Annotated in this window: 25 protein-coding genes; 10 read left to right on the forward strand and 15 right to left on the reverse strand. The window is 61.4% G+C overall.

Features of this window, described 5'->3' with window-relative positions:
- Positions 1-13: 13 nt before the first annotated feature.
- From bfr to ACSQ2W_RS08745, 5 genes are all read right to left on the reverse strand, one after another.
- Entirely contained in the window at positions 14-499 is a 486-nt protein-coding gene (gene bfr / locus ACSQ2W_RS08725; protein WP_037128741.1) for a bacterioferritin, read from the reverse strand.
- Entirely contained in the window at positions 465-776 is a 312-nt protein-coding gene (locus ACSQ2W_RS08730) for a (2Fe-2S)-binding protein (protein ID WP_436085906.1), read from the reverse strand. The genes bfr and ACSQ2W_RS08730 overlap by 35 nt, the downstream gene beginning before the upstream one ends.
- Before the next feature lie 346 nt (positions 777-1,122).
- Entirely contained in the window at positions 1,123-4,584 is a 3,462-nt protein-coding gene (locus tag ACSQ2W_RS08735) for an error-prone DNA polymerase (RefSeq protein WP_436085907.1), read from the reverse strand.
- Positions 4,581-5,999: a Y-family DNA polymerase gene (locus tag ACSQ2W_RS08740; protein ID WP_436087718.1), complete on the reverse strand. Its 1,419-nt coding sequence runs from the start codon at positions 5,997-5,999 to the stop codon at positions 4,581-4,583. The genes ACSQ2W_RS08735 and ACSQ2W_RS08740 overlap by 4 nt, the downstream gene beginning before the upstream one ends.
- A gap of 40 nt (positions 6,000-6,039) precedes the next feature.
- A complete protein-coding gene (locus tag ACSQ2W_RS08745) occupies positions 6,040-6,972 on the reverse strand; it encodes an ImuA family protein (protein WP_436085908.1) in 933 nt (310 codons plus the stop codon).
- Positions 6,973-7,141: 169 nt separating this feature from the next.
- On the opposite strand from ACSQ2W_RS08745, the gene ACSQ2W_RS08750 reads away from it, so the two are divergent.
- On the forward strand, positions 7,142-7,576 hold the full coding sequence (locus ACSQ2W_RS08750; protein WP_436085909.1) for a metallopeptidase family protein: 435 nt from the start codon (positions 7,142-7,144) through the stop codon (positions 7,574-7,576).
- A 62-nt stretch (positions 7,577-7,638) separates the two neighbouring features.
- Here the strand turns inward: ACSQ2W_RS08750 and ACSQ2W_RS08755 are convergent, their stop codons facing one another.
- Positions 7,639-7,845, reverse strand: a complete 207-nt coding sequence (locus tag ACSQ2W_RS08755) for a DUF1737 domain-containing protein (protein ID WP_436079761.1) — start codon at positions 7,843-7,845, stop codon at positions 7,639-7,641.
- A 3-nt stretch (positions 7,846-7,848) separates the two neighbouring features.
- On the reverse strand, positions 7,849-8,751 hold the full coding sequence (locus tag ACSQ2W_RS08760; RefSeq protein WP_436085910.1) for an HpcH/HpaI aldolase/citrate lyase family protein: 903 nt from the start codon (positions 8,749-8,751) through the stop codon (positions 7,849-7,851).
- 127 nt (positions 8,752-8,878) lie between these two features.
- On the opposite strand from ACSQ2W_RS08760, the gene ACSQ2W_RS08765 reads away from it, so the two are divergent.
- The 5 genes from ACSQ2W_RS08765 (at position 8,879) to ACSQ2W_RS08785 (ending at position 12,930) form a co-directional block, all read left to right on the forward strand.
- Complete coding sequence (locus ACSQ2W_RS08765; RefSeq protein WP_436087719.1) at positions 8,879-9,124, forward strand: hypothetical protein; 246 nt, start codon at positions 8,879-8,881, stop codon at positions 9,122-9,124.
- Positions 9,125-9,241: 117 nt separating this feature from the next.
- On the forward strand, positions 9,242-9,847 hold the full coding sequence (gene leuD / locus ACSQ2W_RS08770; protein ID WP_436087720.1) for a 3-isopropylmalate dehydratase small subunit: 606 nt from the start codon (positions 9,242-9,244) through the stop codon (positions 9,845-9,847).
- A gap of 5 nt (positions 9,848-9,852) precedes the next feature.
- A complete protein-coding gene (locus ACSQ2W_RS08775) occupies positions 9,853-10,239 on the forward strand; it encodes a RidA family protein (protein ID WP_436085911.1) in 387 nt (128 codons plus the stop codon).
- A 486-nt stretch (positions 10,240-10,725) separates the two neighbouring features.
- Positions 10,726-12,135 (forward strand): 3-isopropylmalate dehydratase large subunit, encoded by a 1,410-nt coding sequence (leuC, locus tag ACSQ2W_RS08780; protein ID WP_436079766.1) that lies wholly within the window; start codon positions 10,726-10,728, stop codon positions 12,133-12,135.
- A 258-nt stretch (positions 12,136-12,393) separates the two neighbouring features.
- Positions 12,394-12,930 carry a SixA phosphatase family protein gene (locus ACSQ2W_RS08785; RefSeq protein ID WP_436085912.1) on the forward strand — a complete coding sequence of 179 codons (537 nt, stop codon included), beginning with the start codon at positions 12,394-12,396 and terminating at the stop codon, positions 12,928-12,930.
- 16 nt (positions 12,931-12,946) lie between these two features.
- Here ACSQ2W_RS08785 and ACSQ2W_RS08790 read toward each other — a convergent pair whose 3' ends face one another.
- Positions 12,947-13,573 carry a hypothetical protein gene (locus ACSQ2W_RS08790; protein ID WP_436085913.1) on the reverse strand — a complete coding sequence of 209 codons (627 nt, stop codon included), beginning with the start codon at positions 13,571-13,573 and terminating at the stop codon, positions 12,947-12,949.
- Entirely contained in the window at positions 13,570-14,121 is a 552-nt protein-coding gene (locus tag ACSQ2W_RS08795; RefSeq protein ID WP_436085914.1) for a L,D-transpeptidase family protein, read from the reverse strand. The genes ACSQ2W_RS08790 and ACSQ2W_RS08795 overlap by 4 nt, the downstream gene beginning before the upstream one ends.
- 144 nt (positions 14,122-14,265) lie before the next feature.
- On the opposite strand from ACSQ2W_RS08795, the gene ACSQ2W_RS08800 reads away from it, so the two are divergent.
- Entirely contained in the window at positions 14,266-14,949 is a 684-nt protein-coding gene (locus ACSQ2W_RS08800) for a response regulator transcription factor (protein ID WP_436079769.1), read from the forward strand.
- Positions 14,950-15,000: 51 nt separating this feature from the next.
- Positions 15,001-15,456 (forward strand): cyclic nucleotide-binding domain-containing protein, encoded by a 456-nt coding sequence (locus ACSQ2W_RS08805; RefSeq protein ID WP_436085915.1) that lies wholly within the window; start codon positions 15,001-15,003, stop codon positions 15,454-15,456.
- A gap of 13 nt (positions 15,457-15,469) precedes the next feature.
- On the opposite strand, the gene ACSQ2W_RS08810 is transcribed toward ACSQ2W_RS08805, so the two are convergent.
- Entirely contained in the window at positions 15,470-16,276 is an 807-nt protein-coding gene (locus tag ACSQ2W_RS08810) for an exodeoxyribonuclease III (protein WP_436085916.1), read from the reverse strand.
- Positions 16,277-16,552: 276 nt separating this feature from the next.
- Here ACSQ2W_RS08810 and ACSQ2W_RS08815 point away from each other — a divergent pair, with 276 nt between their 5' ends.
- On the forward strand, positions 16,553-17,059 hold the full coding sequence (locus ACSQ2W_RS08815; RefSeq protein WP_436085917.1) for an N-acetyltransferase family protein: 507 nt from the start codon (positions 16,553-16,555) through the stop codon (positions 17,057-17,059).
- Between the two features lie 69 nt (positions 17,060-17,128).
- On the opposite strand, the gene ACSQ2W_RS08820 is transcribed toward ACSQ2W_RS08815, so the two are convergent.
- From ACSQ2W_RS08820 to tesB, 5 genes are all read right to left on the reverse strand, one after another.
- Positions 17,129-17,794: an outer membrane lipoprotein carrier protein LolA gene (locus tag ACSQ2W_RS08820; RefSeq protein WP_436085918.1), complete on the reverse strand. Its 666-nt coding sequence runs from the start codon at positions 17,792-17,794 to the stop codon at positions 17,129-17,131.
- A 140-nt stretch (positions 17,795-17,934) separates the two neighbouring features.
- Complete coding sequence (locus ACSQ2W_RS08825; protein WP_436085919.1) at positions 17,935-20,607, reverse strand: DNA translocase FtsK; 2,673 nt, start codon at positions 20,605-20,607, stop codon at positions 17,935-17,937.
- Positions 20,608-20,863: 256 nt separating this feature from the next.
- Positions 20,864-22,288: an ammonium transporter gene (locus ACSQ2W_RS08830; RefSeq protein WP_436085920.1), complete on the reverse strand. Its 1,425-nt coding sequence runs from the start codon at positions 22,286-22,288 to the stop codon at positions 20,864-20,866.
- Positions 22,289-22,317: 29 nt separating this feature from the next.
- On the reverse strand, positions 22,318-22,656 hold the full coding sequence (locus tag ACSQ2W_RS08835) for a P-II family nitrogen regulator (RefSeq protein ID WP_113003762.1): 339 nt from the start codon (positions 22,654-22,656) through the stop codon (positions 22,318-22,320).
- A gap of 235 nt (positions 22,657-22,891) precedes the next feature.
- On the reverse strand, positions 22,892-23,788 hold the full coding sequence (gene tesB / locus ACSQ2W_RS08840; RefSeq protein WP_436085921.1) for an acyl-CoA thioesterase II: 897 nt from the start codon (positions 23,786-23,788) through the stop codon (positions 22,892-22,894).
- On the opposite strand from tesB, the gene ACSQ2W_RS08845 reads away from it, so the two are divergent.
- Positions 23,757-25,106, forward strand: coding sequence for a ubiquinone biosynthesis hydroxylase (locus tag ACSQ2W_RS08845; RefSeq protein ID WP_436087721.1), 1,350 nt, complete (start codon positions 23,757-23,759; stop codon positions 25,104-25,106). The genes tesB and ACSQ2W_RS08845 overlap by 32 nt on opposite strands.
- The last annotated feature ends 1 nt before the right edge of the window (position 25,107 follow it).

Genomic DNA, 25,107 nt, shown 5'->3' on the forward strand with positions numbered 1-25,107 from the left:
CGCAGACGGAGCCTTATTCGGCTTCGTTTGCCGGCGCGGCGTTGAGCTGACCGTATTTTTCGGCACCGATCTTGTTGAAGAGATCGATCTGGGTTTCGAGGAAGTCGATATGGCCTTCTTCGTCGGCCAGCAATTCCTCGAACAGTTTCATAGAAACATAGTCACCCGCCGCATGACAGATGTCGCGGGAGTTCTTGTAAGCCGTGCGGGCGTCGTATTCGCCGGCAAGGTCGGCCTCCAGCACTTCCTTGACATTCTGGCCGATGCGCAGCGGCGCGACCGTCTGGAGATTGGGATGGCCTTCGAGGAAGATGATGCGGGCGATCAGCTTGTCCGCATGGTGCATTTCCTCAATGGATTCGGCGCGCTCTTTCTTGGCGAGAAGCGTATAGCCCCAATCCTCAAGTAGACGATAGTGAACCCAGTACTGGTTGACCGCACCGAGTTCGAGGAAAAGGGCTTCGTTAAGCCGCTCGATGACTTTTATGTCGCCTTTCAAGATCCGCTCTCCTGTTTTCTTCGTGGAATTGTTTGAGGCGGGTCATGAAATCAAATATCTGGTCATCCGTCGAGGGGCGGCTGGCATGATATCGCTCGGTCGTGCGGATGATGATGTCGACGACATTGGGGAAACAGCCGCAGCAACGGCCGCGCTTCTGCATCGCGTGATAAACCTTCGCAGGAACGATCAGTTGCCAACAGTCCTCATCGAGGAGTTCGATGATCGTGTCCTCGATGTCCTTGTCGGTGATGAAATTACAGCTACAAACCAGCATCCTGCCTGCCCGTGATACGCAACGCACTGAATTTCTTCATAAAGCAAAAGCGGATATTTACTGTCAACAAAAATATCTGAGCGATATTTTGCGCCAAGATTCTTAGATTCATTCTAAACTTGATTAAAAATATCGAATTTTCATTGACTTAAACTTGCTCGGAGAGACCGGACTGCCCTTTCCGATCGTCTTCAAAATTTCTTGAGCGGTAAAAATGCCGAACAAATTTTGTTACAAACGCGCTCGAATTTGTACCGTAGGTCTGGCGCCCCCAAAATGTGAAAACCGGGCGGGGACGGTTATGCAGGTCGTTTCCCAAGGCTGCTGCCACGTTTGGGACCTCGCATTAATGAAAATTCCTTCCCTTCGGCATGACGCTCGCGGTCTCGACAATCTCGGTCCGAGCAGTTTTCCCAAGATCGACCTTCCCGACAAGATCGCCCTTCCCGAAATGCGCCGCTACAGTCACGCGTTTCTTCTGTCGACGGTCGGCGGTCGGGCGCAGGGCTTCGTCGGACCGGTCCGACACGCCAAAATGACGGGCCTCGCGTTGCAGCAGGCCAAGCATCGGCGTCATGTCCTCGATCTGGTCGACCACGACATGGACCACCCCGCTTTCGCTCTGGAGCTTGCCCGTGATCTTCACCAGCCGCGCGCCCATGACGATGGAGCGGAACCGGTCGAATATCTTGTTCCAGACGATGGCATTGGCAACACCCGTCTCGTCTTCCAGTGTCATGAAGATCACGCCCTTGGCGGAGCCTGGTCTCTGACGCACCAGCACGAGCCCGGCAATGGTGACCCTTTGCCCATTCGGCACCGTCAGAAGATCCCTGTTGCGCAGGATGTTCCTCCTTGTGAAATCATCGCGCAGGAACGAAACGGGATGCGCCTTCAGGGAGAGGGAGAGATAACGGTAATCCTCGATCACCTGCTCGCCCGGCAGCATTTCCGGCAGGCGCGTTTCCGGTTCCACCTGAAGATCGGCGCGATCCGCGCGATCGAACAAGGGCAGTTTCTCTGCGGCGCTTTTCGCGTCCAGCGCCCGCACCGCCCAGAGCGCCTCGCGCCGCGACAGCCCGATCGACCGGAAGGCATCGGCATCCGCCAGCCGCTCGATATCGGATTTCTGCAGGCCAGACCGCAGCCAGAGATCCCGCACGGAGGTGTAGCCCTGGCCACGGTTTTCGACGAGCCCTTCCATATCCGGTTTCGAAAGGCCCTTGACCTGTCGGAAACCAAGGCGCACCGCCCTTTTCGTCCGGATCATAGGCCGCATCGAGACATGGCGCTGGTCGATCGCGTCTCTGTCGAAGGCGGTCGCTTCCAAAAGACAATCCCATTCGGAATGATTGACATCGACGGCGCGCATCTCGACTCCATGCTCGCGTGCATCGCGCACCAGCTGCGCCGGCGCATAAAATCCCATCGGCTGCGAATTCAGCAATGCCGCGCAGAAAACGTCGGGGTAATAGGCCTTGACCCAGGAGGAGGCGTAGACGAGCAGGGCAAAGGAGGCCGCGTGGCTTTCCGGAAAACCGTATTCGCCAAAGCCTTCGATCTGGCTGAAGCAGCGTTCGGCAAAATCGCGAGGATAGCCGTTGCCCACCATGCCGTCGATCATGTCCTTCTTGAAGGTATTGACCTGTCCCGACCGCTTGAACGTCGCCATCGAGCGCCGCAGCCTGTCGGCTTTTGCGGGAGTAAAGCCTGCCGCGGTGATGGCGATCTGCATCGCCTGCTCCTGAAAGAGCGGAACACCCAGCGTTCTCTCCAGGACCGCCTTGAGCTCCGGTTTCTGATAGTCGATGGGCCTGTTGTTGCGCTGATCCTCCCGGCGCTTGAGATAGGGATGAACCATGTTTCCCTGGATGGGACCCGGCCGGACGATCGCCACCTCCACCACAAGATCGTAGAACCTCTCCGGCCTGAGCCGCGGCAGCATGCTCATCTGGGCCCGGCTTTCGACCTGGAAGACGCCGATCGTGTCTGCCCGGCAGATCATCGCGTAGACCGCCTTGTCGGTCATGTCGCCGAAGCCACCAAGCGTGACCTGGCGATCATAGTGCGATCCCAGGAGATCAAAGGCCTTCCTCAGGCAGGTGAGCATGCCGAGCGCGAGAATGTCGATCTTCAGGATGCCGATCGTATCGAGATCGTCCTTGTCCCATTCGACCATGTAGCGCTTAGGCATCGCCGTCGGCATGATCGGCATGACCTCGTCCAGCCGGTCCCGCGTGATGACGAAGCCGCCGACATGCTGGGTCAGGTGCCGCGGAAAGCTCATCAGTTCGGTCGCGTATTTGAGAACATCCGTCGTCGTCCGGTCGGACAAATTGAGGCCCGCGGCCTTCGCCTCGCGTTCCGTCAGATCCGCCGCCGACCAGCCCCAGACCGTGCTGGCGAGGGCCGACTGCACATCTTCCGACAGGCCGAACGCCTTGGCCACCTCGCGGCCGGCGGATCGCGCCCGGTAGCTCGTCACCGCCGCCGTCAGACCGGCATGCTCGATGCCGTATTTTTCATAGATGAACTGAATGACCTCCTCGCGGCGCTCATGCTCGAAATCGACATCGATATCCGGTGGCTCATTGCGCTCGGTCGAGATGAACCGCTCGAACAGAAGCGTCGTTATGGTGGGATCGACTTCCGTGATGCCGAGGCAGAAACAGATGACGGAATTGGCGGCGGATCCGCGTCCCTGGCAGAGAATTTTCAGTTTGTAGCGGGCGTGATGGACGATGTTGCGCACCGTCAGGAAATAATGCTCGTATTCCATCTGCTTGATGAGATCGAGCTCATAGGCGATCTGCCTGGAGACCTTCTCGGGAATGCCCTTTCGATAACGATCCCGCGCCCCTTCGAAGGTCAGGCGCGCAAGCGTTTCCGACGGCGTTTCCCCTTCGACGCCTTCGTCCGGATAATTGTGGCTGAGTTCATTCAGCGAGAAGGACAGGCTCCTGAAGAACTTTTCGGTATTGGCGATCGCCCTTGGATAGCCCCGGAACAGGCGCGCCATCTCGCGCCCGTGCTTGAGGTAACGTTCGGCATTGGGCGCCAGCCGGAAGCCAGCCTCCGTAATCGTCACATGCTCGCGGATGGCGGTGACGATATCGGCCAGGGGGCGGCGGGAAGGATGATGATAGAGCGGCTGGTTGCTGGCCATCAGCGGGATGCGGTTGCGGGCGGCCAGCACGGAAAAGCTTGCGAACACCTCGGCATCGCGACCGTCGTAGGAAGGAGTAAGCATCAGATAGAGTTTTTCGCGGAAGCGCTTTCTCAGGCATTCAAGGCAGTCTTCCAGCTTTTTCCGCGCGCCGGCATCACCGGACAAAGCAGGATTGGGAACGAGGGCGAGCATCATCTCGTCTCCCCATTCGACAAGATCCGCCTCGTTGAGGATGCACGAGCCTTTCTGGGTTCTGAGGTTTCCGGCGCTCAGCAGGCGGCAGAGATGAGCCCAGCCCTTCCTGTTTTGCGGGAAGGCGAGGATATCCGGCGTGCCATCGGAAAAAACCAGCCTTGCGCCCGGCTGGAAGGGAGCCGGCATCAAGGGTTGCTTTTCCGCTTCTCCCTTTTCGCGACGCTCCCGGTTTTCCGCGACGGTCTTTTCATATTCTTCCTCCAGCGCCCGGACCTGCGCATGAGCCCGGACAACGCCTGCGACAGAATTCCGGTCGGCGATCCCGAGACCCGCGAGCTTCAGAAACGCGGCCTGCGTCACCATTTCCTCCGGCTTGGATGCCCCTTCGAGGAAGGAAAAATTCGTCCGGGCGCCGATCTCGAAAAATTGCAGTGCCGTGCTCATGCGAAAACCCCATGCATGAACCAGCGCGGCGGCGGCATCTGGCCGTAGAGGCCTTCGCGGTAGATCCAGAAGCGATGGCCGGCATCGTCCTCGATGCGGAAATAATCCCGCGCCTGCACATCGGCGCCATCGATCCACCATTCCATGGCAAGCCGCTCCGGCCCCTCACTGCGGGAGACGCGATGCAGCATGCGCCGCCAGCGGAAGCTTTCCGGCGGGCCCTCCGGCACTTCGGCCAAGGAAACCTCCACCACCTCCGGCCGCGGAAACAGCCTCAGCGGCCGTTCGCCGCGGGACCAGGAGACACTGCTCTTCTCCGACTTCTTGCCGGATGACAGCGTGCGGATGGCGGGAGCAGCCGTTACCGCCCGTTCCGGTACGTGGCTTTCGCGCAGGTGAAAACTCTGCAGGCAATCTTCGCCCAGACGGGCCGAAACGCGATCGACGAAGCTGGCAAGGGAAACATCCTTTTGCCGGTCGCCATCAAAATCCTCCTGCGCGGCATCGAAGGCTTCATGGCGAGTGACGTTCAGCCGCAGGATTTCAAAACCATAACCGGCATCGAGGTCGTCATGAACGGCATGAAGGCGCTCGGAAAAGAGCGCGGCGATGCGCCTGGGATCGCGCAGCGGCTGCGAGGCGCCGGCAGCGACACGAAAGACCCGGCCATCGACCCGGAACAGCACGAGCTCGAAAGCCCGCCCGCCCGCGCCCCGCTCTTCCAGGCTGGTTTTCAGCGACAGGGCGATCTGCCGGGTCAGATGCAGGATGTCTTCTTCCGCCTGAAGGGGCTCGGCCAAGCGGCGTTCGGCGGAGAGGCTGGCAACCGGCCGGCGAGGCGAGATCGGCTCCTCGTCAAGGCCGAGGGCTTGATCGAGCCGTAACAGAAGCTGCGCTCCGAAGCGGCGCGCCAGCGGCGCACGAGGCGCGTGGATGAGATCGCCGGTCTGTTTCAAGCCAAGCTTCTGCAGCGCGGCGACGGTCTCTTCCTCCAATCGCAGCGCGGCGACGGGCAGGGGCGAAAGTACAAGCTCCATCTCCTCGTCGGCAATGACGCCGCCATTGCCGAAGCGGGAGATCGCCCAGGAAAGCCCTGGCGCGGATGATATGGCGCCGCGCGCATCGAGCCCCATCTGGAAGAGCCGCGACAGGATATCCTGGAGCAGCGCCTTCTCGCCGCCGAAGAGATGGACGCAGCCGGTGATGTCGAGATACAGGCCGTCCCGGCCGTCGAGCGCCACCAACGGCGTATAACGGTCGCACCAGTCGGCGATGCCATCGAGCAGGCGGCGATCGCCCTCAGGGTCCTCCTCGACGACATCGAGCTTCGGACAGATGGCCCGCGCTTCCGTCACGGCCTGGTTTTTCTTAAGGCCGATCGCTTCCGCGGCCTCGTCGAGCGCCGTCAGCCGCATGGCATTGTCGAGCCGGCCGGAACAGGCGAGGGGTTGGGCTTCAGGACGCCTGATCGAACGCCAGGACAGGCCCCATTTCCTGCGTGCGATCCGGTCGGTTGAAAGATGCGGAAAGGCGAGGGCGAGAATGCGCTGCGCGCTTGAGCGGAGGCCGAGCCTGTTCTGGCTCGCGGGCGGGGAAAAACTGACGGTCATGGGGGTTCCACTCCAGAATGAGGGAGAGGGGCGCCGGATTTCGGCTCTTCTCCAGGGTGAGACGGAAAACCGGATTACCGATGCTGCCGCCAAGCATCGACCGGTCCGGCAAAAGCCTGATTGCCGCGGGCGCGGGTTCGACCAGAAAACGGAAGGCAGCACTGCTTGCCTCCTCGTCTCCGGATTGCCGCAACAGGAAGAGCGGCCGCCCTGCCGCCTTTGCCCTGAGACTGAGCCTCCGGCTTTCGGTCAGGCCGAAATGGGCCGGATTGCCCTTGACCTCCAAGAGGGTAACTGCGAAGGCGCCGCTTTCGACCGCCGTTTCGGCAAGCCAGAGGGCTTCGTCCAGCTTGCGGGGTGCCGCATGGAGGAAACGCTCCGGATCGAGGCCATAATCCTTAAGCCCCACCGGATAGGGCACGCCGGCCTCCATTGCGGTGACCCGGTCGGCGATCCAGAGGATCGGCGCGGGATCGGCCGCCGCCTGTTTTTGCATGAGGGCGGAAAGCGCCAGGGCAAAACCGGCCGAGACCGTTGCATCGCGCAGACAATGCGAGCGGATTTCCGACAGTCCGTCGAGCGGTACGCCGCCCTCCAGGGCCTCATCCAGCCTCGTCACGCCCAGCGGCAGACGATGCTTTTCCTTGTCTGCGCTGCCACGTTCGGCCAAGGCCTCCTGCCGGGCCGCCGCCATGGCAGGGACCGGTTTGCCTTCCAGTCTTGCTATCTCTTCACGGAGCGCAAAAAGCCGCTCACGCGCCATGGGCGTCTGCACCATGACGTCACTCCAATCCGTAATGTTCCTGTTATGTTCTTATTGATTCCAGACCTTCGCAGAAGAGTCAACGATAATTTATGAGAATTTATTCCTTGATAGGGCGCAACCAAATTCAACCCTCGAAAAACGCTGATGAAATGGCTATATCAAAGGGCAGTAAGGAGTGCCCATGGCCCGCATAGACCAAACCGATGATTGGCGTGAACGCCATGCGCCGACAATCAGCACATTTGAATCCCTGGCGCTGGAGGCCTACAGTCACCTGCCGGAGGAATTCCGGGCGCTTGCCACCAACCTCACCATCGAGATCGACGATTTTCCGAGCGAGGACGTTTTCGAGGACATGGCGCTGGAAACGCCCTTTGACCTGCTCGGCCTGTTCGAAGGACGCGGCATCGGCGAGCGCTTCACCATGGAAACCGGCGAGATGCCGAACCGGATCATCCTTTACCGCCGGCCGATCCTCGATTATTGGGCGGAAAACGAGGAGACGCTGGGCGACATCGTCACCCATGTGCTGATCCATGAGATCGGCCATCATTTCGGCCTGTCCGACGACGACATGGAGCGGATCGAGGCGAGCGTCGAGCATGTGGGCGGCTGAGCTGTCCAACAGCCCGAAGGCTGAAAGCGCCGCCTATCAAACGATGCGCGGCGCTTTTCATTTCACTGCTCCGACAGCTTCATGTCCGGGTGATAGTCCTTGCCTTCGACGTCCTTGACGATCGCCTGTCCGGTCATGGGCTGGCCAGTCTGGCTGTTGAAGGAAAGTACGGGCGAGCCGTGCAGCGACCAGCCCTTGTTGAGGGCGTCGGTGACGCGATGGCAGAAAGCGGCATCGTCGGTGCCGGTGAGGAAACGGTAGAGTTTCATGCTTCAAGTCCTTTTATGCTGAATGGCCTCTGCCTTGGCGGCGAGGCGCAGGGCCTGCTCGAGATGCAGGCGCTCGACCATCAGGCCATTGAGATTGATGACGCCCTTGTCGCGGTTTTCGGGAAGCGCGAAGGCATCGATGATGGCTCTGGCCTCCAAGATGGCGCCAGCATCGACGCCGAAATGGTCGTTGGCCGGGCCGATCTGCGCCGGGTGGATCAGCATCTTGCCGTCGAAACCCATGTCGCGGCCCTCAGCGCATTCCGCGGCGAACCCGGCTCTGTCGCGAAAATCGTTGAAGACGGCATCGATGACATCGAGGCCGCAGCTGCGGCCGGCGAGCAGGATCTGCATCAGCCAGGGCACGAGATAGGTTCGGCCGGGCAAAACAGGCACGCCGGTTTCCTTGCGCAGATCGTTGAGGCCGGGCACGAAACAATCAAGCCTGCCGCCGCGTGTGCGGCCGGTCTCGGCGATCGCAGCCGCATTGAGCACCCCGTGCGGGGTCTCGATCATCGCCCAGAGACGCAGGGTATCCGGCGCGTCGTTTTCCGCCAGCACGTCTGCGACCGCCTGGATGTCCTGCGGGCTTTCCACCTTGGGCAAGAGGATGGCGTCGGGCGAAAGCGCAAGCACCGCTGCCAGATCCTTTTCGCCGAAGCGGGTTTTCAGGCCGTTGATGCGGACGATCACTTCGATGTCGCTGCGGCGTTTGCGGGCAAGATGATCGGCAAGCGTCTGGCGGGCGGCGGCCTTGTTGTCGACGGAAACGGCATCCTCGAGATCGTAGATCACTGCGTCGCAGGCAAGGGTGGCGACCTTGGCAAGGGCGCGGGCATTGTCGGCAGGCACAGAGAGCACCGAGCGGCGCAGGCGGACGGGATGGCGTTCTATCGATGAATTCATGCGGCTTTTGTGCCCGGCTTTCGCCTTTTTCGCAAGCCAGACCTGTCATTGCGAAGGGCACTACCAAAGGAGGTCTTGCAAGGCGGGGCGGGCGGGCCCACATTTGAGACAACGAAAGGTAACAATGATGCAAAGCATTCGCTCTCTCCTCCTCACGGCGGCCGGCATCGCGTTCATGCTGATGGCGCTGGTCTTCACGGCTTCGCTCGGTTTGGCGCTCGCCGGCATCGCGGCCGTGCTCTTCGCCGGCAGTACGATCTACGCCCGGCTTTCGCCGAAACCGGTGCGTGCAACCGCCAACCGAGCCTCGGGCCTGGATCGGCGCGAACCGCGCATCTGGAACGACGGGCGCGGCACGATCATCGATCTCTGAGCGCCGAAGGCCGACTTTCCAGCGACTTGCCGTGAGATTTTCCTTCATTTCGGTGTAGAATTGATCTAAATGCTCAGCGGAAATTTTTCCGTTCCGTTGAAATCGAAGGCCATTGCCATGGACAAGTTCGTCAAGCTCACCGGCGTTGCCGCGCCCCTTCCCGTCGTCAATATCGACACGGACATGATCATTCCGAAGGATTATCTGAAGACGATCAAGCGCACCGGCCTTGGCACGGGACTGTTCGCAGAAGCCCGCTACCATGAGGATGGCTCCGTCAATCCGGATTTCGTTCTCAACAAGCCCGCCTACCAGAACGCCAAGATCCTGGTTGCCGGCGACAATTTCGGCTGCGGCTCGTCGCGCGAACATGCGCCCTGGGCGCTGCTCGACTTCGGCATCCGCTGCGTCATCTCGACCTCGTTTGCCGACATCTTCTACAACAACTGTTTCAAGAACGGCATCCTGCCGGTGGTGGTGTCGCCGGAAGACCTGGAAAAGCTGATGGACGACGCCAGCCGCGGCTCCAACGCCATCCTGACGGTCGACCTGGAAGCCCGCGAAATCACCGGACCGGACGGCGGCAAGATCACCTTCGAGCTCGATGAATTCAAGCGCCACTGCATGCTGAACGGCCTCGACGATATCGGCCTGACGCTGGAGAAGGCCTCTGCGATCGACACGTTCGAAAAGGCCAACGCCGCTTCGCATCCCTGGGCCTGAGCCCGGTGCAGAGCCCGCGAAAACTGATCTCGTCCGGCTCGCCGTTTGAAAAGACGGCGGGCTATTCCCGCGCTCTGGTCCAGGGCGACTGGTGCTTCGTTTCCGGCACGACCGGCTACGATTATGCCACCATGACCATGCCGCAGACGGTGGAAGAGCAGACCCGCAACTGCCTGAAGACGATTGCTGCGGCGCTGGCAGATGCCGGGTTTTCGCTGCAGGACGTGGTGCGCAATCACTACTTTGTCACCGATGCCGCGTTTGCCGATGTGGTGTTCCCGATTTTGGGCGAAACATTCGGCGATATCCGTCCGGCGGCGACCATGGTTGTCTGCGACCTGATCCGCCCGGAAATGCTGATCGAGATCGAAGTCACCGCCTTTCGGGGTTGATGGATTTCAGCCTCGCCTTTGCCATCTCGGAATGATAGTGGCGAAACAGCCAGTACACATCCGCATTTTTCATCTGACGGAAGCACTGGACCTCTCCGTTTGCAGCGCTCGTGCTGCTTCTTCGAGACCGCCCTTACTTTGGCGTGAGTAAGGGGAAAGAATGATCTCCGCCTTGAGGGGGAGAGGTCACGCAGTGATAGAGGGGGGTAGACTGTCCGGGAGCACCTGCGTCGCAATATTCTGCCCAATTGCCGAGCCGTCAAAAAATTGATATATCGGCGCCATGGAATCCAAATTCGGGTGTTTACCGCAGAAAATCGTCGTGCTGCAGGACCACAAGCGTCTGCCGGCACGGTTTTTTGCGTGCGTTTCGGGCGCGCTCAACAGCCGACTTCGTTGATCTTCGGGGCCTGACCCCGGCTGGGTTTCCGGCGCCCTTTCGCCGGGCATTTTCCTGACCTTCTTCTTTACTATGGATGAAAAGCCATGAGCGCACCGCGTACTCTCTACGATAAAATCTGGGACGACCATCTGGTCGATCAACAGGACGACGGAACCTGTCTTCTCTACATCGACCGCCATCTCGTCCATGAAGTGACGAGCCCGCAGGCGTTCGAGGGGCTGCGCATGACGAACCGCAAGGTGCGGGCGCCGCAAAAGACGCTTGCCGTCGTCGACCACAACGTTCCGACCTCGCCGGATCGCCATCTCGGCATCAAAAACGAGGAAAGCCGCATCCAGGTCGAGGCACTGGCCCAGAACGCCGCCGATTTCGGCGTCGAATATTATTCGGCCAGCGACAAGCGCCAGGGCATCGTCCACATCGTCGGTCCCGAGCAGGGCTTCACCCTGCCGGGCATGACCATCGTCTGCGGTGACAGCCACACCTCGACGCATGGCGCCTTCGGAGCGCTGGCACATGGTATCGGCACGTCCGAGGTCGAGCATGTGCTCGCCACCCAGACGCTGATCCAGAAGAAGGCCAAGAACATGCTGGTGCGCGTCGATGGCCAGCTGCCGGAAGGCGTCACGGCGAAGGACATCATCCTTGCCATCATCGGCGAGATCGGCACGGCCGGCGGCACCGGCCACGTCATCGAGTTCGCCGGCGAAGCCATCCGCGCGCTGTCGATGGAAGGCCGCATGACTATCTGCAACATGACGATCGAAGGCGGCGCCCGCGCCGGCCTGATCGCGCCGGATGAAAAGACCTTCGAATACATCAAGGGCAAGCCGCGCGCACCGAAGGGCGAAGAACTGGAACAGGCGATCGCCTACTGGAAGACGCTGCACACCGATGAAGGCGCCCACTTCGACCGCGTCGTCGTGCTCGATGCCGCAGCGCTGCCGCCGATCGTTTCCTGGGGCTCCTCGCCGGAAGACGTCATCTCCGTCCAGGGCATCGTTCCGAACCCGGACGAGATCCTGGACGAGAACAAGCGCACCTCGAAGTGGCGCGCGCTCGACTATATGGGCCTAAAGCCGGGCACGAAGATAACCGACATCAACATCGACCGCGTCTTCATCGGCTCCTGCACCAACGGCCGTATCGAGGATCTGCGCGAAGTCGCCAAGGTCGTCGAAGGCCGTACCGTCGCTCCGACCGTCTCGGCGATGATCGTGCCGGGTTCGGGCCTCGTCAAGGAACAGGCGGAAGCCGAAGGCCTCGACAAGATCTTCAAGGCGGCTGGGTTCGACTGGCGCGAGCCGGGCTGTTCCATGTGTCTGGCCATGAACGACGACCGCCTGAAGCCGGGCGAGCGCTGTGCGTCCACCTCCAACCGCAACTTCGAGGGCCGCCAGGGCTTCAAGGGCCGCACGCACCTCGTGTCGCCCGCCATGGCAGCGGCGGCGGCCGTGTCGGGTCACTTCGTCGATATCCGCGAGTGGAAGTAAGACTTTGACCCTCCCCTTGAAGGGGGAGGGCCGGCACATCTGATTGAAGGCGATTGCAACAAGCTCCCTCTTCTCCCCAGCGGGGAGAGGTGCCGAGCGTATGCGAGGCGATGAGGGAGGGTTCGCTGCTATTTCGGCGCCGGCCGCCCCCTCATCCGACGCTTCGTGCCACGTTCTCCCCGCCGGGGAGAAGAGGGAGCGAGCCGCAAAACTATATGCGATTGCCCTTCTCCTCGAAGGGGAGGTGGGAGGAACCAAATGGCCAAGAAATCCGCAGAGCCGAAACGCCGCCTGATCCTTCTGCGACATGCAAAATCCGCCTGGCCCGACGGTGTGGCAGATCGTGAGCGGCCGCTGGCGGAGCGCGGTCGCAAGGCAGCACACGTCATTGGCGCCTATATGGCGCGGGAAAAACTGATCCCCGATCTTGCTCTCGTCTCTCCTGCCCGCCGCGCGCAGGAGACGTGGAAAGTCGTTCGCAAGACCCTGTCGGGAAAGGTCGACGAGCGCGAGGCGCCTGATATCTATGAGGTATCGGCGGAGCGAATTATCGATGAGATCCGGGCGGTCGGGTCCGACATTCGCACCCTGTTGATCGTCGGCCACAATCCCGGCATGGAGAAAGCCGCGTCGCTTCTCGTGACGGACGGCGATGCGGATGCCGTGGATCGCATGGAGGACAAGTTCCCGACGGCGGGGCTCGCCGTCATCGACTTCGATGTCGATGGATGGGACGAGACTGCGGCGGGCAGCGGTTATCTGGAGCGCTTCGTGACGCCGAAATCTTTGGGGTGAGCGGCGGTGACCAATCTTACTTACGCCCACTCCACGTTGGGCGTGGCACAGCGTCGTCGTCGCAAGCGCCTGTCATGTCGCGTCCATCCGAAAAGATAGCCCAGATGTTGCAATCGGCGTGACGCTCTTCCGGGTAACGTTCCTTCAGGTCACGCTGAACTTCTCTCGCCCTGCCATAGTCTTCAAGCAAACCCTTTGCGGAAAGCTCCGCATTGGCAAAGACATCCGGAAAACCGCCGCAGTTGCATAGAGCACTGACGCTGTGGCCCTGATCCAGGAGGTCGTAGCCGACAAACTGAAAGCGCTCACCCAGGCCTTCCCGGACGGCCTCTTCCGTTGGGTTGAGTAGAACCGCGAGGATGTTGACGTTGACCGGCGAACCGAGTTCCTGGATGAGAAAATCAAAGTCGGTGAAGAAATTCAGCATGCCGTCTTCGTTGACGATGTGATCCCAATAACCGGCCTTCGTTTCCTCGAGAATGACCGGGCAAATCATCCCGTCGAGCGTCACGATCTCATCAAGTTGCGTTAGGCCCGACCAGGCAATGTATTCGCTCCATTGCGGTCCTTGCGATGGACCGAATTTTCTCACGGCGATGTAGAGGGGCGTGTTCACGCTCTGATTCTCGAGATTGCCCGTCATCTCAGCACCCTCACCACAGTCCCCCGCCGCATGAACCGCAACAGCCGCTTCATCGCCGGCAGGCTCACTGCAACGCAGCCCTCGGTCGGTTCGTAGCCTGGCTTGGCGAGATGGAAGAAGATGGCCGAGCCGCCGTAGCGTTTGCGCGAGCGCAGGTTCCAGTCCATCACCAGGCAGATATCGTAGAGGCCGTCTTCGCGGCGCATTTTTTCGTGGCTGGGCTTGAACGGAGCGGTCACCGGGCGGTTGTAGTTGGCATGGCGCGGCTCGTCGCACCAGAGCAGGTTTCTCGGCGTGAAGCGAAGCGGCAGGGCGGTTGGCGGCAGGCTCACGCGATCGTGGCGGACATAACCGCCGATCAGGCGCATGGCGGCAATGGGGGTGGCGCCATCGCCCTCGCGCTTGCGCGAACTGATGCCGCTGCGGCCGATCGCGGCCTCCTCGGTGCGGCCTGCGAAGGTGACCAGCGCGCGGCTTTGATTTCCCGGTTTTCTTCTGACGACGATGGTGCGGACAGGATTTGCAGCCTTGCGGGGTTTTCGTCGCATTTTACACACAGTTTTTTGCGTTGTCCGTGATCTGAAACCACACCATAGCACTACACAATATGCAACAAACGGGTGAAGCTTCCATTGCTTGTTTAAGGCAGCGATTGAGCTAGTTTTAATCCGGAAGCAAGGAGGGATCTCAGCATGTCGGCCCGCACCATTCTTCTCGTCGATGATGACAACGATCTGCGCGCAACGTTGACCGAGCAGCTTTCCCTCTATGAGGAATTCACCATTCTTCAGGAGCCGACGGCGGCCAAGGGCATCCATACGGCCCGCAACCAGCAGATCGCCCTTCTGGTGATGGATGTCGGCCTGCCGGACATGGACGGGCGCGAGGCGGTGAAACTCTTGCGCAAGGGCGGATTCAAGGCGCCGATCATCATGCTGACCGGCCATGACACCGATTCCGATACGATCCTCGGGCTGGAAGCAGGCGCCAACGACTATGTGACCAAGCCCTTCCGCTTCGCCGTGCTGCTTGCCCGCATAAGGGCGCAGCTGCGCCAGCACGAGCAGAGCGAGGACGCGACCTTCACCGTCGGCCCCTATACGTTCAAGCCGGGGCAGAAGCTGCTGACGCTGGAAAACGGCCAGAAGATAAGGCTCACCGAAAAAGAGGCGGCGATCATCCGCTATCTCTATCGCGCCGACCAGAAAGTGGTGACGCGCGACGTGCTGCTCGAAGAGGTCTGGGGCTACAATTCCGGCGTCACGACCCACACGCTCGAGACCCATGTCTATCGGCTGCGCCAGAAAATCGAGCGCGACCCTTCCAATGCAGAGATTTTGGTGACAGAGAATGGCGGGTACAAGATCGTTCCCTGAATACGGGGGAAGTAACGGCACCCGGCATTATGCTTTCTTCGAGGTATTCCCTTGTCGCTCAATGACGACATCGCCCTTCTGTCCGTCGTGCCGCTGTTTGCGGATATTGATGACGACAAGCTGCGGCTGATCGCTTTCGGGGCCGAGCGCCGGCGCCTCAACAGGGGCCAGCAGCTCTTTCGCGAGGGCGCACCGGCCGATTGCGCGTTCGCCATCGCCAGTGGCTCGTTCAGTCTCACCCGCAGTCAGGTCGATGGCAGCGTCGAGGTCGTCGATACGGTCGGGCGCGGAACGCTTCTCTCGGAACTGGCGATGATTTCCTTCGTCGAGCGCAAGTTCACCGCGACGGCCGAGGAAGACAGCGAAGTCATCCGCATCAACCGGCCGCTGTTTCGCCGCATGCTGGAGGAATATCCGGAAGTGGCCGTCGTCGTCGAAGCGCGGATCAAGGACAATCTGCAGACGATGATCCGCAACATGCAGAAGCTGGCGCCGCGGTTCGGGTGACAGGCCCGAATTCTTACAAATCGAAATGGGCAATCACCGGCACGTGGTCGGAGGGACGGTCCCAGCCGCGGGCTTCCTTGAGGATATCGACGCGGGTCAGGTGCGGGGAGAGATCGGCGGAGGACCAGACGTGGTCGAGGCGGCGGCCCTTGTCGGCGGCTTCCCAATCCTTGGCGCGGTAACTCCACCAGGTATAGAGCTTTTCCGGCGACGGTGTGTTCTGGCGCATCAGATCGACCCAGGCGCCGCCGGTCATGACGGTGGTGAGGCCCTCGGTTTCGACCGGGGTGTGGCTGACGATCTTCAAAAGCTGCTTGTGCGACCAGACGTCATGCTCGAGCGGCGCGATGTTGAGGTCGCCGACGAGGATCGACGAGATACCGGCTTCGCTTTCGGCATGCAGCAGCTTCATCTCGTCGATGAAATCGAGCTTATGGCCGAATTTCTGGTTGATCGTCCGGTCCGGCTCGTCGCCGCCGGCGGGGACATAGAAATTGTGCAGGCGAATCTTCTTGCCGGATTTTTCGAAGACGACGGAGAGATGGCGGGCATCGCCGACACCGCAATAATCGCGCCGGTCGGTCAGTTCATTGAGCGGCAGGCGGGAAAGGGTGGCGACGCCGTGGTAGCCCTTCTGGCCGTGAATGGCGATGTGCTCGTAGCCGAGCGCCTTGAGGGGCGAAAACGGGAACAGATCGTTCGGGCATTTGGTTTCCTGAAGGCACAAAACGTCCGGCGACCATGTCTTCAGGAGATGTTCGACCAGCGGCATGCGCAGGCGCACCGAGTTGATGTTCCAGGTCGCGATCGACAATGCCATGCGGGAGGTCTTTCCTTGGATGTGCTTTGTTAAAGCGGACGTCATACTGCATAATTCCTTAAATCGGAATCGATTTAAGGACAAAATTATGCAGCATTCCAAAGTGTTACAGCGACCTTTGCGCGTCTGCAAAGACGCGCAGCGCTGTAAGGCTTTTGTCGCGCTTGGCCATTGGATTTGCAGCCATATTGACAGTTGTGTCCGGTGATATCTATTGCCGCCCAGGTTTCATTTGCTGCGATGGATACGGCGCGGCTTCTCCAGGAAAGGTCCTCCATGATCCGGCATCTCGCCCCCGAGGATTTCGACGTCTTTCGCCGCATCCGGCTCGAAGCGCTGCGCGCCGAGCCTGCCGTCTTTGCCAGCAGCGCCGCGGATTGGGAAAAGCTGCCGGATGACGAGTGGCGCCGCCGCCTGACCGCTGCTGCAGTCTTTGTCGATTTTCACGAGGAAGAGCCGATTGCCATCATGGGGCTCATTCGGCAAGGCGCAAGCAAGATGGCGCACCGCGCAACCGTTGTCATGGTCTATGTGCGTCGCGACCGGCGCGGCGGCGGTCATGCGAAAGCGCTTCTCGAAGCGATTGTTCGCCATGCCCGCGAAGCCGGTATCCGCCAGCTGGAGCTTGCCGTCAGTGGCGAAAACCCGGCAGCGATCCGGTTTTACCAGCGCGAGGGTTTTGTCGAGGCCGGCCGCATAGCCGGCGGCACGATCCACGAGGGACGGGAGATCGACGAGATCCTGATGATGCGGCGGATCGACGGCGAGGCGTCATCGGCCTGATGCTGTTCCGGAGGCGATCAAACATCCGGCCAAATCAGCGATAGCAGAAGGCGTCGTTTCAGATGCGGCTCATTTCGACTTGTTGCGCACGTCGTCGTAAGGAATCTGGAAGACCTTGTCGTCCATCGGCACGCCGTTCTTGACGTTGAAGATCATCACCGAGGTGTCCTTCTTCTGCGCGTCGGTGATCGTCCACTGGCGCAGGTCATAGGTCTTCGGGTCGAACATCAGGGTGATCGTCGCATCGCCGAACACACTGCGGTCGCCGAGTACGATGGTGATCAGATCGGCCTCTTCCTTGACGTCGCGCACCATCTTGCCGGTCAGGTCGATATTGTCGGACAAGAGCAGCTTCAGCGGCGTCTTCGACAAGGGATAGATGTCCCAGGTCTTCATTTTCTGGTTGCCGATGACGACCGACTTGCCGTCGGCAATCACGCGCATCGGCGAGGGTGCCTCATAGTTGAAGCGGATCTTGCCGGGACGGCTGATATAGAACTTGCCGCCCGTCTGCTCGCCGCGCGGGCCGAACTGTACGAACTCGCCGCTCATCGTCTTCACGGAGGCGAAATGATCGGCGATTTTCTGGGCGACGCCCGCTTGCGCCCGGGCGGGTTCGATGGGAAGGCCGATGAATGCCAGGGCAGCGAAAGCCGCGAGACCACCGACAAGCCATCGGCGCGGCAGCGAAAACGCGTGCTTCTGTCCGCGGCGGCCGGTTGCGGTGTCTGTCATGGTAATCTCCTTCATTTCCAGTCTCATGTGGAGCGCAAGTGCGGCGCCTTCAAGGCGGCTCCCGTGCCCGTCTTCAATTCCCCGTGAGGTCGCGCGCGGGACCCTCCGTCCGGCTGGCGCGACAAGGGTCGTGCGCGGTTTTACCGGCCGGTGATTTCGCTTTCCGTCGGCACCAGGATCTCGCGTTTGCCGGCATGATTGGCGGGCCCGATGATGCCCTCCTGTTCCATGCGTTCGATCAGCGAGGCGGCGCGGTTGTAGCCAATGCCGAGGCGGCGCTGAACGTAGGAGGTCGAGGCCTTGCCGTCGCGCAGCACGATGGCGACCGCCTGGTCGTAGGGATCGTCGGATTCGGCGAGGTTGGAGGTGCCGGCCGGGCCGCCGCCTTCGGCGTCCTCGTCGTCATCCTCGGTGATGGCGTCGAGATATTGCGGTGCCCCTTGCGTCTTCAGGTAGGCGACCACGTCCTCGACCTCGGTGTCAGAGACGAAGGGACCGTGGACGCGCTGGATGCGGCCGCCGCCGGCCATGTAGAGCATGTCGCCCATGCCGAGCAGCTGCTCGGCGCCCTGTTCGCCAAGGATGGTGCGGCTGTCGATCTTCGACGTGACCTGGAAGGAGATGCGGGTCGGGAAGTTCGCCTTGATCGTGCCGGTGATGACGTCCACGGACGGGCGTTGCGTTGCCATGATGACGTGGATGCCGGCGGCGCGGGCCATCTGGGCCAGGCGCTGGACGGCGCCTTCGATGTCCTTGCCGGCGACCATCATCAGGTCGGCCATTTCGTCGATGATGACGACGATGTAGGGCATCGGGGCCAAGTCGAATTCTTCCGTCTCGTAAGTCGCCTCGCCGGTCTGGCGGTCGAAGCCTGTCTGGACGGTGCGGCTGATCTGCTCGCCCTTGGCCAGCGCCTGCTCGACGCGGCTGTTGAAGCCGTCGATATTGCGCACGCCGATCTTCGACATCTTCTTGTAGCGCTCTTCCATTTCGCGCACGGTCCATTTCAGCGCGACGACGGCCTTCTTCGGATCTGTGACGACGGGCGAGAGCAGATGTGGAATGCCGTCATAGACGGAGAGTTCGAGCATCTTCGGATCGATCATGATCAGGCGGCATTGCTCGGGCGTCAGGCGATAGAGCAGCGAGAGGATGAAGGTGTTGATGGCGACGGATTTGCCGGAGCCGGTGGTACCGGCAACGAGCAGATGCGGCATCTTGGCAATATCGGCGATGACCGGCTCGCCACCGATGTTCTTGCCGAGCGCCATGGCGAGCTTCGCCTTGCTCTGTTCGAAATCGCGGCTGCCCAGGAGTTCACGCAGGTAGACGGTTTCCCGGCGCTGGTTCGGCAGTTCGATACCGATGGCATTACGGCCGGGCACGACGGCGACGCGGGCAGCAATCGCCGACATCGAGCGGGCGATGTCGTCGGCAAGACCGATGACGCGGGAGGACTTGATGCCGGGGGCGGGCTCCAGCTCGTAGAGCGTGACGACGGGGCCGGGGCGGACATGGATGATCTCGCCCTTGACGCCGAAATCCTCCAGCACGCCTTCGAGCATGCGGGCATTCTGCTCCAGCGCATCGGCCGACAGCGTCGCGTCACGTGCGACATTCTTCGGCTCGGCCAGGAAATGCAGCGGCGGCAGGACGAAATCGTCGTCGTCGGAGACAAAGGAGGCCTGCGCCTCCCGCTCGACGCGCTGACCGGTCTTCGGGCGCGGGGCGGCCGGAATAACGCGTGGGCTGAGTTGCGACGGCGGCTGCTTGCGTGGTGCCGGCGCCGGCGCCCAATCGGCAGCGGGATCAATGTCGTCCTCGTCGTCGTCCGGCATGATACCGGCCGGGCGGCGGCCTGTGTCGAGGAAATCGTCATCGTCATCATCATCGATCGACATCGGCGGCGCTGCGACGACGCGGCGCTCGCTGCGGTCGAGCGAGGGCTCGACCCGCTCGGCGCGGGACATGGTCTTCGGGCGCACCGGCTCGTTCAGCGTGCCGAATTCGTCGGTGTTGAAGTCGTAGGGCTCGTCGTAGTGGCGCGAAGCGGGCTTGCGGCGGCCGCTGAGGCCGAACAAGCGGCGGAAACGCGCCTGGGCGGTGAAGCGCATATGGGTGAGCGCCCCAGCGAGGACCATGACGATGCCTTCGGATTCGTCGTCTTCCATCTCATCGCTGACCGTGCGTGCCTTGCTGGGCGCCGGAGCGGGGACCGGCATATCCTCTTCCGGATCGGAAACCCCGATCAGACCGGCGCTATAGACCAGGAAATAGGTGGCGGGCAGGGCCAGCAATATGCCAAGCACCGTGCCGAACGTGCCGGACGGAAAGGTGCCGGTGAAAAGCGCGGGAAACCTCAGGATCATGTCACCGAAAACGCCGCCGAGGCCGCTCGGCAGCGGCCAGGTGACCGGCGCGGGAATGCAGCCGAGAGCGGCGGAGGCGAGCACTGAGCCGCCGAACCATGCCGCGGCGCGCTTGGGGATGCGGTCGAAGGGCTTGCTGAAGATCAGCACCAAGGCCCAGGCAACGACGGGAAGCAGCGCCACGACGCTGGCAATGCCGAAGAACTGCATGAAGATATCGGCGAAGGCCGCACCCGTATAACCAAGAACGTTGGTCGGGGCATCAGCGGTCGCATAGGAGAAGCTCGGATCGGAGACGTTCCAGGTCGATAGTGCTGCGACGGCGAAGCCGAGCGCGACAAACAGCGTAAAGCCCGCCAGCGCGGCCACCTGCCTTAAGACAAATGTGGAAAGCACAAACCGGTTGGAACGGTTGTCGAATACCGCCTGATTGCTTCTGCTCATGGTGACCTGCTGCCCGTTCGTCTGCAAAGCGCAATGCGCACATGCTTCCACCGTAAGCAGAGGAGGGTTAAAGCCCTATTAACCTTGATGCTTCGTTTACGGGAAACGCTTCTGCCGGGCTGGTTTTCCACGGCCGGGGCAAACCGACCACAAAAAAAAAGCCCGGATGCGAGATCCGGGCAAAGATGCGGCTTCGTGAGACACGAGACCGCGACGGGACTGGGCACGGAGCCGGTTTTCCCGGCTCCGTAATTTCTCAGGAGTGGTAGGCGGCTTCGCCGTGGGACGAGAGGTCGAGACCTTCGCGCTCCGCTTCGACCGTGACGCGCAGGCCGACGATGACGTCGACGATCTTGTAGAGGATCGCCGAGCCGATGCCCGACCACAACAGCGTGACGACGACGCCCTGGAACTGGCGCCAAACCTGGGTTGTAGTCCCGTCGTAGATCGCGGCGAAGGCCGGATCGGCGTAGTTGACGATGCCTGCGCCGCCCAGCGCCGGGTTGACGAAAACGCCGGTCAGCAGTGCGCCGAGGATACCGCCGATGCAGTGAACGCCGAAGACGTCGGCCGTATCGTCGTAACCGAACTTGTTCTTCACCGCGGAGACGAAGAAGTAGCAAATCGGGGAGACGACGAGACCCATGACGATGGCACCCATCGGGCCGACGAAGCCGGCGGCAGGCGTGATGACGACGAGGCCTGCGACAGCACCCGATACCGCGCCGAGGATCGAGGCCTTGCCGCGGGTGAAGGTCTCGACAACCGACCAGGAGATGACGGCGGCAGCAGCGGCAACGAAGGTGTTGATCATGGCGAGCGCGGCATAGCCATTGGCTTCAAGGTTGGAGCCGGCGTTAAAGCCGAACCAGCCGACCCAGAGAAGGGAGGCGCCGACCATGGTGAGCGTCATGGAGTGCGGAGCCATCATGTCCTTGCCGAAGCCGGTGCGCTTGCCGATCATGATGCAGCCGACGAGGCCTGCGATACCGGCATTGATGTGAACGACGGTGCCGCCTGCGAAGTCGATGGCGCCGAAGCCGAAGATCAGGCCGGACGGATCGGCATAGAGGCTCGGGCCGCCCCAGAACCAGACCATGTGGGCGATCGGGAAGTAAATGAAGGTCAGCCACAGGATCGTGAACAGGATCACGGCGGAGAACTTCACGCGTTCGGCGAAGGCGCCGACGATGAGGCCGGGCGTGATTGCGGCGAAGGTCATCTGGAAGATGACGAATGCCAGTTCCGGAATGACGACGCCCTTAGAGAAGGTTTCAGCGACCGTTGTCGTGTCGACGCCGGCGAGGAACAGCTTGGAGAAGCCGCCGATGAAGGAATTCATGCTGCCGCCGGCCGTGAAGGCCATGGAATATCCATAGGTGACCCAGACGATCATCGCGACGGCGGCGATCATGAGAACCTGCATCATGACGGACAGCATGTTCTTGGAGCGGACGAGGCCGCCGTAGAACAGGGCAAGGCCGGGAACGGTCATCAGGAGCACGAGCGCCGAGGACACCAGCATCCAGGTGGTATCGCCCTTGTCCGGAACCGGCGCTGCGGCCACGGCTTCGGCGGCGGCCGGCGCCGTTTCCTGCGCAAAGGCAATGGCCGGGGCGAGGAAGGCTGCGGCTGCAGCGCTCACGCGTCCGAGAGCGGTGGAAAGTTTAAATGAGGACATTGAAATGTAGCTCCCTGAACTGCCGTGACTTACAGCGCTTCTGAATCGGTTTCGCCGGTACGAATGCGCACCGCATGGTCAATCGAATAGACGAAGATCTTGCCGTCGCCGATCTGGCCGGTCTTGGCCGCGGATGCGATCGCCTCGACGGCCTTGTCGACGATCTCGGAGGCGACGGCGATTTCGATTTTCAGCTTCGGCAGGAAGCTGACGGCATATTCGGTGCCGCGATAGATTTCCGTGTGTCCCTTCTGGCGCCCGTAACCCTTCACTTCGGTCACGGTCAGGCCCTGGATGCCGACAGCGGTGAGGGCTTCGCGAACCTCATCGAGCTTGAACGGCTTGATAATGGCCATCACAATTTTCATCTGTTTCCCATCCTTGTTCATGTTCGGCTCGGGGGCCGTCTCTCGTTGCCGCCGAGCACAATTCCCCAACGACCGCGCATTGCTATTCAAGGCGCGTGCCAGATTCGAAACGGGATCTTAACCCTATGAAAAGACATGGAAAAGCCACATTTTTCCGGGCGAGGCCGGAAAAATGTTAAAAAAACATCAATTTTAACGATGAAAAAATGGGCAAAAAATAAAAAATGACGTTTTTTTATTCAGATGCCTTTTTCCGGATCAAGCCTTCCTGGGCGACCGAGGCAATCAGGACGCCGGAGCGGTCAAAAAGGCTGCCCCGGGTCATGCCGCGCGCGCCGAAAGCGCTTGGGCTGTCCTGAGTGTAAAGCAGCCAATCGTCCATGCGGCAGGGCCGGTGGAACCACATGGCATGATCGAGGCTCGCCACCTGCAGGTCGCGGTCGAAGACAGAGGTGCCATGGGCATAGAGCGCCGTGTCGAGCAGGGTCATGTCGGAGATATAGGCAAGTACGGCCGCCTGGATATGGCGCTCGTCTGGAACGGCGCCGACCGCCTTCACCCACACGTCCTGCACGGGCTCCAGCCTGTCGCGCGAGAAATAATGCTTGAGCGAGACGGGGCGGATCTCGATCGGCCGCGGACGTTCCCAGTAGCGCCGGACCGCTTCGGGCGCATTGACGAGGAATTTCTCCTTGATGTCCAGCTCGCCCATCAGGCTTTCCGGCGGCGTCACGTCCGGCATGGTAATCTGGTGGTCGAAGCCGTCCTCATCGAACTGGAAGGAGGCTGACATCGAGAAGATCGCCTTGCCGTGCTGGATGGCGACGACGCGGCGGGTGGCGAAGCTCGATCCGTCACGGATACGGTCGACATCATAGATGATCGGAACCGCCGGATCGCCGGGCCGCATGAAATAGGCGTGCAGCGAATGCACGTAGCGGCCTTCGCTGACGGTGCGTTGCGCGGCCACCAGCGCCTGGCCGATGACCTGTCCGCCGAAGACGCGCTGCCAGCCAACCTGCGGCGAGCGGCCGCGAAACAGGTTTTCCTCGAGCTTCTCCAGATCCAGCGTCTGCAGGAGGACATCCATCGGGGCGGGCATCGGGGCGGGGTTGTCATGGGGGCGCGACATTTCGGCAATCTCCAGCGGTAGAATGGCGTCGGTGGTAGGAAGGGGCGCAGCAATGATCTATATAGGCGAGAAGCAATGCTCAAGAGCGACGGGAGAACGAGAGATGATCGATGTGCTGATTGCGGGCGGCGGTTATGTCGGCCTGTCGCTGGCCGTATCCGTCAAAAAGGCGGCGCCGCATCTTGCCGTGACCGTGATCGATGCTACGCCCGAGGGCGCCTGGAAGAAGGACGAGCGCGCCTCGGCGATCATCGCCGCCGCCTCGCAGATGCTCGACGTGCTCGGCATCTGGAGCGAGATCGAGCCGGAAGCCGAGCCGATCAAGCGCATGGTGATCACCGATTCGAGAACCGCCGATCCGGTCCGCCCGGTGTTCCTGACGTTTGAAGAGGGCGGGGTCGATGGGCGGCCTTTTGCCCATATGGTGCCGAACGTGGCGCTGGTCGGTGCGTTGCGCAAGGCTGCCGGCGCGTTTGGCATCGATATCCGCCAGTCGCAGGTCGCCAAGGATTTCAAGAGCGGCGATCATGCGGTCTCGGTCACGCTGTCGAGTGGCGACGTGGTCGAGGCGCGGCTGCTGGTTGCCTGCGACGGCGTGCGCTCGAAGTTGCGCGACGCCGCCGGCATCAAGACCGTCGAATTCGACTATGGGCAGTCCGGCATCGTCACCACCGTCGAGCACGAGCGCCCGCATGAGGGCACGGCGGAGGAGCATTTCCTGCCGGCCGGTCCCTTTGCGACGCTGCCGCTCAAGAACAACCGGTCCTCGCTGGTCTGGACGGAGTGGACACGCGATGCGGAGCGGCTGATCGCCAGCGACGACCTCGTCTTCGAGGAAGAGCTGGAGCGACGCTTCGGCCACAGGCTCGGCGTGCTGAAGGTCGTGGGCGGACGGCAGGCCTTTCCGCTCGGCCTGACCTTGGCGCGCGATTTCGTAGCCCCACGTTTTGCTCTTGCGGGCGATGCCGCGCACGGCATCCATCCGATTTCCGGCCAAGGCCTCAATCTCGGCTTCAAGGATGTGGCGGCGCTGGCGGAGACCATTGTCGATGCGGATCGCCTCGGTCTCGATATCGGCTCGCTGGCGGTGCTCGAGCGCTACCAGAGCTGGCGGCGCTTCGACACCTTCCGGATGGGCGTGACGACCGACGTGCTGAACCGCCTGTTTTCCAACGACATCACGCCGGTCCGGGCGCTGCGCGATTTTGGCCTGGGGCTCGTCGATCGCATGCCGTCGCTGAAGTCGTTCTTCATCCGTCAGGCGTCGGGGCTTGGCGGGCAGGGTGAGCCGAAGCTGCTGGCTGGGCAGCCGATCTGAG

This window comes from Pararhizobium sp. LjRoot255, assembly GCF_964252905.1.
Classification (GTDB): Bacteria; Pseudomonadota; Alphaproteobacteria; order Rhizobiales; family Rhizobiaceae; genus Pararhizobium.

Bases quoted from the DNA above. Each gene is read 5' to 3' on its own strand.
- ACSQ2W_RS08730 (WP_436085906.1), bottom strand. From the start codon at position 776: ATGCTGGTTTGTAGCTGTAATTTCATCACCGACAAGGACATCGAGGAC.
- ACSQ2W_RS08735 (WP_436085907.1), bottom strand. From the start codon at position 4,584: ATGAGCACGGCACTGCAATTTTTCGAGATCGGCGCCCGGACGAATTTT.
- ACSQ2W_RS08740 (WP_436087718.1), bottom strand. From the start codon at position 5,999: ATGCGGCTGACGGCGCTCGACGAGGCCGCGGAAGCGATCGGCCTTAAG.
- ACSQ2W_RS08745 (WP_436085908.1), bottom strand. From the start codon at position 6,972: ATGGTGCAGACGCCCATGGCGCGTGAGCGGCTTTTTGCGCTCCGTGAA.
- ACSQ2W_RS08750 (WP_436085909.1), top strand. From the start codon at position 7,142: ATGGCCCGCATAGACCAAACCGATGATTGGCGTGAACGCCATGCGCCG.
- ACSQ2W_RS08755 (WP_436079761.1), bottom strand. From the start codon at position 7,845: ATGAAACTCTACCGTTTCCTCACCGGCACCGACGATGCCGCTTTCTGC.
- ACSQ2W_RS08760 (WP_436085910.1), bottom strand. From the start codon at position 8,751: ATGAATTCATCGATAGAACGCCATCCCGTCCGCCTGCGCCGCTCGGTG.
- ACSQ2W_RS08765 (WP_436087719.1), top strand. From the start codon at position 8,879: ATGCAAAGCATTCGCTCTCTCCTCCTCACGGCGGCCGGCATCGCGTTC.
- leuD (WP_436087720.1), top strand. From the start codon at position 9,242: ATGGACAAGTTCGTCAAGCTCACCGGCGTTGCCGCGCCCCTTCCCGTC.
- leuC (WP_436079766.1), top strand. From the start codon at position 10,726: ATGAGCGCACCGCGTACTCTCTACGATAAAATCTGGGACGACCATCTG.
- ACSQ2W_RS08785 (WP_436085912.1), top strand. From the start codon at position 12,394: ATGGCCAAGAAATCCGCAGAGCCGAAACGCCGCCTGATCCTTCTGCGA.
- ACSQ2W_RS08790 (WP_436085913.1), bottom strand. From the start codon at position 13,573: ATGACGGGCAATCTCGAGAATCAGAGCGTGAACACGCCCCTCTACATC.
- ACSQ2W_RS08795 (WP_436085914.1), bottom strand. From the start codon at position 14,121: ATGCGACGAAAACCCCGCAAGGCTGCAAATCCTGTCCGCACCATCGTC.
- ACSQ2W_RS08800 (WP_436079769.1), top strand. From the start codon at position 14,266: ATGTCGGCCCGCACCATTCTTCTCGTCGATGATGACAACGATCTGCGC.
- ACSQ2W_RS08810 (WP_436085916.1), bottom strand. From the start codon at position 16,276: ATGGCATTGTCGATCGCGACCTGGAACATCAACTCGGTGCGCCTGCGC.
- ACSQ2W_RS08815 (WP_436085917.1), top strand. From the start codon at position 16,553: ATGATCCGGCATCTCGCCCCCGAGGATTTCGACGTCTTTCGCCGCATC.
- ACSQ2W_RS08820 (WP_436085918.1), bottom strand. From the start codon at position 17,794: ATGACAGACACCGCAACCGGCCGCCGCGGACAGAAGCACGCGTTTTCG.
- ACSQ2W_RS08825 (WP_436085919.1), bottom strand. From the start codon at position 20,607: ATGAGCAGAAGCAATCAGGCGGTATTCGACAACCGTTCCAACCGGTTT.
- ACSQ2W_RS08830 (WP_436085920.1), bottom strand. From the start codon at position 22,288: ATGTCCTCATTTAAACTTTCCACCGCTCTCGGACGCGTGAGCGCTGCA.
- ACSQ2W_RS08835 (WP_113003762.1), bottom strand. From the start codon at position 22,656: ATGAAAATTGTGATGGCCATTATCAAGCCGTTCAAGCTCGATGAGGTT.
- tesB (WP_436085921.1), bottom strand. From the start codon at position 23,788: ATGTCGCGCCCCCATGACAACCCCGCCCCGATGCCCGCCCCGATGGAT.